Source organism: Paramagnetospirillum marisnigri, assembly GCF_001650715.1.
GTDB lineage: Bacteria > Pseudomonadota > Alphaproteobacteria > Rhodospirillales > Magnetospirillaceae > Phaeospirillum > Phaeospirillum marisnigri.
In genome coordinates this window covers 81,590-89,040 of record NZ_LWQT01000041.1, presented here as the reverse complement: position 1 = coordinate 89,040, position 7,451 = coordinate 81,590, and the positions used below count along the sequence as shown (strand labels likewise).

General features: G+C 62.1%; 8 protein-coding genes. 1 reads left to right on the top strand and 7 read right to left on the bottom strand.

Annotated elements, in window-relative coordinates; all coding sequences use genetic code 11:
- From A6A04_RS22200 to A6A04_RS21530, 3 genes are all read right to left on the bottom strand, one after another.
- The coding region (locus A6A04_RS22200) for a hypothetical protein (RefSeq protein WP_156612484.1) at positions 1–854 on the bottom strand (854 nt) is incomplete at its 3' end.
- A 235-nt stretch (positions 855–1,089) separates the two neighbouring features.
- Positions 1,090–2,151: a HEAT repeat domain-containing protein gene (locus tag A6A04_RS05160; RefSeq protein WP_068490569.1), complete on the bottom strand. Its 1,062-nt coding sequence runs from the start codon at positions 2,149–2,151 to the stop codon at positions 1,090–1,092.
- Positions 2,152–2,502: 351 nt separating this feature from the next.
- Complete coding sequence (locus A6A04_RS21530) at positions 2,503–2,994, bottom strand: response regulator (RefSeq protein WP_172822734.1); 492 nt, start codon at positions 2,992–2,994, stop codon at positions 2,503–2,505.
- Between the two features lie 26 nt (positions 2,995–3,020).
- On the opposite strand from A6A04_RS21530, the gene A6A04_RS05155 reads away from it, so the two are divergent.
- Positions 3,021–3,311 (top strand): plasmid partitioning protein RepB C-terminal domain-containing protein, encoded by a 291-nt coding sequence (locus A6A04_RS05155; protein ID WP_322096792.1) that lies wholly within the window; start codon positions 3,021–3,023, stop codon positions 3,309–3,311.
- Positions 3,312–3,519: 208 nt separating this feature from the next.
- On the opposite strand, the gene A6A04_RS05150 is transcribed toward A6A04_RS05155, so the two are convergent.
- The 4 genes from A6A04_RS05150 to A6A04_RS05135 all read right to left on the bottom strand — a co-directional run bounded on the left by A6A04_RS05150 (position 3,520) and on the right by A6A04_RS05135 (position 7,414).
- Positions 3,520–4,119, bottom strand: coding sequence for a hypothetical protein (locus A6A04_RS05150; RefSeq protein ID WP_068490565.1), 600 nt, complete (start codon positions 4,117–4,119; stop codon positions 3,520–3,522).
- A 2-nt stretch (positions 4,120–4,121) separates the two neighbouring features.
- Positions 4,122–4,559: a structural protein gene (locus tag A6A04_RS05145; RefSeq protein WP_068490564.1), complete on the bottom strand. Its 438-nt coding sequence runs from the start codon at positions 4,557–4,559 to the stop codon at positions 4,122–4,124.
- A gap of 102 nt (positions 4,560–4,661) precedes the next feature.
- The gene (locus A6A04_RS05140) at positions 4,662–6,989 is read right to left on the bottom strand and encodes a host specificity factor TipJ family phage tail protein (protein ID WP_068490563.1); all 2,328 of its coding nucleotides are present in this window, start codon (positions 6,987–6,989) and stop codon (positions 4,662–4,664) included.
- Positions 6,986–7,414: an NlpC/P60 family protein gene (locus A6A04_RS05135; RefSeq protein ID WP_068490562.1), complete on the bottom strand. Its 429-nt coding sequence runs from the start codon at positions 7,412–7,414 to the stop codon at positions 6,986–6,988. Before A6A04_RS05135 ends, A6A04_RS05140 begins: the two co-directional genes overlap by 4 nt.
- Positions 7,415–7,451 lie beyond the last annotated feature (37 nt).

Below are 7,451 nucleotides of genomic sequence, written 5' to 3'. Positions count from 1 at the left end.
CGTATCTTCGAATCATCGAAAGGCCCTATGTCCGGTGCGATGATCCGGATGAATTCGAGAGCGGGTGGGTAGCCGCGGAGAGCAGAAGCAACGGTCATGGCCTTAATGGTTTCTCCCATTTGGCGCCAGCGTTCGACCGATGCTTCCCGTAGATCTTGATCTGAAGTGGGCGTAATGCCGTCGCTGTTCTCGGCAGCCATACTCGTGAGCGGGATCGACCTCGTGATTCCCATGCGGGTCGCTACGGCGCTGAACGTTTCCCCAGCGCCCGTCCGAATGGCACCGCCAATAGCTTTGATGCGAGGCAGGAGATGTCTTTTCGAAATCCCGGAAAGGGCGCGTAACATGTGATAGCTGGTATTTCGTGCGGATTTAAGTACCGCTCCCAAGGTCGCCATGACGCCGCCGCGCGGACTCTGGCCTTCATGTCCGTATCGAGGCCGCATCTCATTGGTGGGGTGATAGAAAACACCTGTTCGAACATCAGGTGGCGCCCCATCTCTCGCCCGGAACTGTGCCGCAGGCTCTTCTATGGGCATATCCAGACTTCCGTCACGCCGCCCAATGGCCTCCTTCAATGCAGAGCCCAAAGGGCGATTGGCTAGGAATGTCAACGCGTCTTGCTCTCGCTGACTGCGCTCCTCAATTGACTTCGGTGGCTGGGCTAGGGGAGACATGGCATTGGCGATGCGAGCAGCCTCTACCCGGTCAAGACCAAGGTTTTCCATGACGGGCTGCCATTCGGACGGGCCGCCGAATGCCGCCAGCAGAAAATAGTCACGCTCGAGTGTGCGGAGATCCTCCCAGCTTCGTCGGCTGCTTGAGTGTGTGGGCGGAGTGTAATCGGCGCACATGGGGCAATCTTTCCACTGTCTGTCCCGCTCGCCTTTCGTGCCGCGGAAGGTTGTGACCTATCCCCAGCACTGCTGGTTTCGATTGAAGGGAACCGAGTGACGACGACGACATTAACCGAGCACGACCGCTCCAACATAGTAGGCCACGCCGAGCCCAATGACGAGGATCGCCATCAGGATCAGCCGCGCACGGCGGGCGCGCCGCTGAAGAACACGGGAGGGACGGGGCCGGAGGTCAGACATGGCCCTCGGCCTCACGAACGAGTGCAGCCAGCAGGCGCTTGGCCACGACGTCAGGCGGTAATTCGCCAACCTCCAGCGCCTTGGAGCCAAACTCGGAGGTAACCACCACCGTCTCCCCTTTCAACTCGCATCTGCCGATATAGGGGATTTCATCGATCTCAACGACAATATCGTGCGGGCCAATCATGGCGGTTGTAGCTCTCGACAATCTCCGAACCCGATCGGACACCTTTGCGGACAACGCTGAGCCACACTCATCAAGAGCCGATAACACTGCTTCGGCCAAGTCGGGCCGATCTTGTGCCACCCGACCAAGCAGCACGACGGCGTCGTCGTCGGCAATGTCGGCTAAGGCATCGATTACTTCGTGGTTGGGCGCCGATTCTAACGCTTCGCTCAGCGCCTCTAGGGCATCAACCTTCCCAAATCGCCCAAGGGCGCAGGCCGCGGCAATGCGAACGCTGGGGTGCAGATCATCTTGAAGATCCAACAAGATAGCGACAACATCAGGATCTAAGCGTGCGCTGCGACAGGCATCGGCACGGACATCGGGTTCGTCATGGCGCAGCAACCGCATCGTCACGGCGGCAGGCAGGGTGACGCCGGTTCGAGCTGCTGCGGCAACAGCCAGTACCAACCCAGGCCCCTGAACCATATCTCGTGTGATGATCCGCTCCACCGCAGTCGCCGCCTCTGGGCTACCGATTTTAACCAAGGTTTCGAGTGCCACGGCTTGCTCGCGGATCAAGGTATCGAGGCCAAAGCCGGAGAATCTCTTGCAGATACCCTCAAGGGCTGGCACAGCCGCCGTCAACTTACGCCGCCCACATTCGGTCATCCGGGCGAAGATTTCCGCAATCCCAGCGGTTGCGATTCCTGCCACCAATTCTTGATCTGGTAACGAGCTGAGATCGGCAGGCGCGCGGCCATCGGCCCGCGATGAAGGCTTCGCCGATGGGGCTCGCTGTTCAAAGAGATGGAGCTGGCTTTTCGACATGGCGGTGATGATGCCAATTTTCTGCAAAAGAGAGAAGGCGTGAAGTTCGCCGACCAAAACTGTTGGCAACACTCAAAAGTGGAGCGCCATCTCCTTTCTCGACATCAAGAATGAAGATGGATGCCCAATGGGCGAGAGGCTGGTCATGCTCAATGCCGACTCGGCCTAAAGTGAGGATCAAGGCTTATCTGCCGGAACCATAACCAGCTGTTGCGTGAAGTACGGGCAGTCATTGGACTTCCGAACCTTCCACTTCCCGTTGGCAACGAGGCAAATGGGCCGCTTGTACATGGCACACCGCTTCGATTTCCCACAAGCCCAAGGAAGCGGCCCTTTGACGTAGAATGCCACCGTGACAGCGATAGACGATATGACGAATAAACCCAGGATCATTCACAAGTGGCCCTATTACGGCTTAGGTTCATCGGAATCCTGTTTAGCCGCGTCTCGGAACTCCTTCAGGTCATCCGATGATGGCTTTGTCCTACTCACAAGCCCACAAAGGTATTTGGCCAAATCTCTTGGAGTATGAGGTTTGGGAATGACCCCGGTGGCACCAGCATTTAATGCTCCATCTAAAATTGCTTTTTCGTGAGATCCAGTGAAAACAACCAAGGGGACTTTGGAGAGATGCGTCTTTCCGGTCGCTCTGATTGCCCCAATCACCGCCAAACCGTCAATAGGCTCCATACCCAAGTCACACAAGATTAAATCAGGGGTGAGATCTCCAAAGGCAATTTCCAGCCCCTCAATCCCATCTGCTGCCTCCCAAATTCTTGCCGCCCCCATTGCGGCTAGAAGCTTTTTAAGCAGCGTCCGGGTGGTTACGTCATCATCAATGACTAGTATGCAGACGTTGTTGGAATCGAACTTAGCCAGATTATCCAAAGCTTTCCCCATGAGCCGACCCAAGCCGCTCGACATATATTGTCATAAACATTGGTCATCTCAAGGGCATCGAGCTGGATGGGGTATCAGCGGAAGACATCGCAAGGATGGAACGGGAGATGGAGAGGCTGCACCAGGATTACCGGGCGGTTGAAGGGAGCCTGGGCAACACCATGCTGGCTTTGGTGGTGACCAGGGGGTATGTCTCGAAGCTGTTTCGCAACGAGGCGATTTCTGATTTCCTGGATCGTCACCCCCCCGAATTGGCGTTCGAGATGCGAAGCATCATCGACGCGGTCGGCGGCGACGCACGAATGCTGGATCGATAAAGCAAGTTGATCAGGGGACCCGGACCCTTGAATCGCGGGGACCGATGGAGACGCCGTACGAGGTGCGGATCAAGATCGGCGGTGGGGACGGCAGCGACCCTGACCTGAGCCCACCACTGGTCTGCCTTATCGCAGGCCACAAACACAAAAAAGCCGACCGGGGGAATTGCTCCCTCGGTCGGCTGGATCAGATAAATATGGTTGGCGGTTATTTCCCGATAGGCGGCGCCTGCGCCAGCAGGGTGCGGGTCTGCTCGGAATCCGCCGATCCACCGAACTCGAAATCGAAGGCGGTGGCGAATTTACCCGCCAGCAGGGTCACCACCGAGATGATGCAGCCACCAACGGCGGTGTTGCCATCGACGTGGCCGAACACCATGAAGCCGATGCCGCCGATGATGCCGAGTCCGGCGGTGACCAGCAGGACATTGGCGCGGGTGTTGCTGCGGCCCGCCTTGATGAACTCGCTGTCCCTGGCACGGGCGTTCTGGCGGTCGGCCAGGGTGGCGGTCAGGGTGGTGAGGGCACCGGCCATCTGCTGCATGCGCTCCTCGTGGGCGAAAGCTTGGGCCTGGGAGCGCAGTTGGAACACCAGATTAGGGTCTGCCAGCATCTCGCGAGCCTTGTCGGGATCGTCGGTGCCGGTGATGGCGCGGACGGTGTCGGCCAGCTTGCCGACGGCCTTCTCGGCATCGTCGCCGAACAGGCTGGCGATGTCGGGGGCGACGTCGAGGGCCACCTTGGCCAGCCCCGCGATTGGATTGGCTGCGATGGCGGCGGCATCGCCGAGGAGATCGAGCAGGGTCATGGTCAGGCACTCCCCAGCCCCATGCCAATTCCGGCCAGGATCACCTCTCTGGCGTAAGGCTGCTGGCCGTTTTCATGGCGGATGATGGCTTCGACCATTCCAACCATGGTGCCGGCCTTGGTCAGGTCGATAGCCTGGTCGGGCGTTACCCCCAGGCGGGAGGCGACATGGGCGATATAGGAGCCGGTGTCGTTCTCGCAGCCCGGCGCCCAGCGATTAATGATCCCCGTCACGGTGTTGAGACCATGGCGGCGTTGATAGCCGAGTAGGATGCGGGCCAGGGCACGGATACCGGCCTCGGGGCTGACGAATTCCTCGAACACCGGATCGTCATCGGTGGCCCGCTCGCCCTGCCACTGGGTCTTGTCGCCGGGGGATTCCTTGATATTGCCGGGATTGTTGAGGCGAATGCCACGCGGCACGACAGCGTCCTTGGTCATGGGGAACCTCCAATGAAAAAGCCGCCCGGATGGGCGGCCAGACAAGGATCGGGTTCCAAGGACCTCTCGGCCCTTGGCGGGGAACGGGGCAGCGCCCCGCAATCAGTTCACATGCACCCTCGCATCCTCGGCGACGGCGGTGATCTCCACCTGCTCGGCGCGGGGACGGATGGCCAGGATGCGGGCGGTCTGTGCCCAGGCTTGGCCGGGGCCGAAGCTGAAATACGTCCGCTCCTCCGAGCCGCCGGTATAAGGCGTGACGGTCAGCGGCTCGACGAGACGCACCATGGTGGGCGCATCGGCCACCGGCTCGACCCGGAACGGCCCCGCCAGACTTCCGTCTCGGCGGCGCAGCGCCAGGTAATGGCTGGCGCCCTCGGTCCAGGTCAGCGGCTCGGACAGCACCAGCACCGCCCCAATCCAAGGCGGCTTGGCGGATTCGGCCCGCCAGTCGATCACCTCGCCGCCCTGGCCCCAGCGGGGCATGTCATGGGTGATGGCGACCAGATCGCCATAGGTGGGGATCATGCCCTCCAGCTCGGTGCGGAAGGTGACCATGCGGCGGCGATAGCGGTTGTTGGCGGCGATGTAGAGACCTTCCCGTTGAGCATGGTCCTTGGCGGTGCAGCCGAACAGATTGACCTTGGCGGGATTGTCGCCTTGGCTGTCGGCCAGCTTGGCGGTGGTTTCGTCGGGCTTCCAGGTGCGCGACGAGAAATACTCCACCGTCACCGCGTCGGCGGTGTCGTCGCCGGGCATGACGTATTTGATCTTGAACGAGCCCTTGACGATGTTGCGCGGCCCGAACATGGCCACCGGCATGGTCTGGGGCGCATCACGGATGATCCGGACGATGCCGCCCTGCTGGATGGGCACCGCCCGGCCGCAGCGGGCGATGCGGGTCAGGGCCTCCCACACCGTCATGCTGGTGTCGAACACCGCGTCGAAGCTGTCGCCACGGGCGGCCCACACGGCATCCAGGGCGGCCAGCGTCTTGAGGTCGATGCGGCTGTCGGCCAGCTTCGCCCCATACTCGGCCTTGCAGGCATCGGCGAAGGCCCAGGCGATGGAACGGGTCGGCTGCGGGGCCGACCAACCGCCTGCCGCCGACCACACCCGCAACTTGCGGGTGGCAATGACGTTGATCATGCGGCTGGAGCGCTGCGACAAGTTGTCGGTGGCCCGCATCTTGACTGCCAGCAGGGTGACGGCCCCGAAATCGGGCTGGCCGGTCAAATAGGCACGCAGAGCGCCCCAGCGGATTTCATGGCCGGCGCGTTCGGCGGTGTCCTTGGTGTCGAGACGCTTGAGGCGAACCTCATAGCGGCCCGGCGTCACCGCATAGCGGAAGGACAGACGGATGGTGCTGTTGGTGGCGGCGGTATGGGACGGCTGCGCCAGAATCGCCCAGCCGCCAATGGCTCCCCCCTCGGTATCGACGGCTCGCGCCTCCACCTGCCACTGGACGGTGCGGCTATCGAGGCTGCCACCGTCATTGGCATAGTAGAGGCCGCGAGGCATGATCACGTCGATGCCCAGCGCCCCCGCCGAGGTGTCGACCGGATTGGCGGTGAACGGGCCGATATACCCGTCGTCGCCCGATTGCACCAGATTGGGCGCCACCAGTTCCTGGCCCGCCACCTCGGCGGCTGTGACCACATCCGGCTCGAACAGGGTGACCCGGCTGCCGGGCGGAACGGTTTCGGTCTGGACCTCCTCGAACGAGGAGATGGGGGTGTCCTCGATGCGGATCTGCTCGACCGCATATTCCCCCTGGCCGATGACGTGAAGCTGATACAGGTACTGCTCGCCGCCGACGTAATCCTGGTAGGGCTCCGAGGCGAGGTCGGGATAGATCAGGTGGCGGCCATAGATCACCGGGATCGGCTGGCCCAATCGGCCCTGGTTGCCCTGAGCCTGGATTGAATAGGTCGGGCTGGGGGCCGGCGCGCTGCCGCTGCCGCCCCAGTTGAGCGACGGCATGGAGGGCTTGGGGGCCGGGATCACCGTATTGATCAGCATCGAGCCGGCCAGGGCGATGCCGGCGGTGGCCATGGCGGCAGCGCTGCTGGCGGCGGTATAGCCCATGGCCACCGCCGCCATGGGGCCCAGATAGATGGCGGCCACCATCACCGCGATGGTCAACACGATCCGCATGGGGTTCTTGCCGCCCCCACCACCGCCCCCGCCGCCCTGGGGCCAGCGAATGACGGTGACGACCTCGCCGTCGCCGATGGCCCGGACGGCATAGATGCCGACCGGCACCGCCATGCCGCCGATCAGGATTTCCGGCCCGTCGGACCAGCAATCCTCGGCAATGCCGCAAGCCTGCAACAGGCCGCCCAGCGTGATCCCGGATTCCACCGCATGAACCGAGCGGCTGGCCACCGGCTCGAAGGGATTGGTGACTATAACGATGGAGGCGGTCATGGCGAAAACCGGTAGAAACCTTCGATGGCCCAGCCGTTGAGCGCGAGCGCGTCCGAACGCTGGAACACCACCCCGGCACCCTCGGCGCAATGCAGGACGCCGCCACCATCCACTTCGAGCCAGACGCCGACATGGATGGGATGGCGGGATCGGCGCAACAGGACGCAATCGCCTTCCGCTGGCAATCCAACCTTGGCCCAACGCCGACGCTCGGGGTGGTCGCGGAAGGTCCGGCCCATGACCAGCATATCTTCGGGATTGCCGATCTCGGGCAGCAGACGGCCGAAATGCTCGGCTTGGACCATGCGGACGAATTCCCAGCAATTGAACGAGTCCGGCCCGCTGCCGTGGACAGACCACGGCAGGCCGATCAAGGCGATGGCCCAATGGGGGGCTCCAACCGGGGACTGGCATTCGCGGGTCATTGTCGCTATCCTCATCTGGTCAGAATGGTCAGGAGAC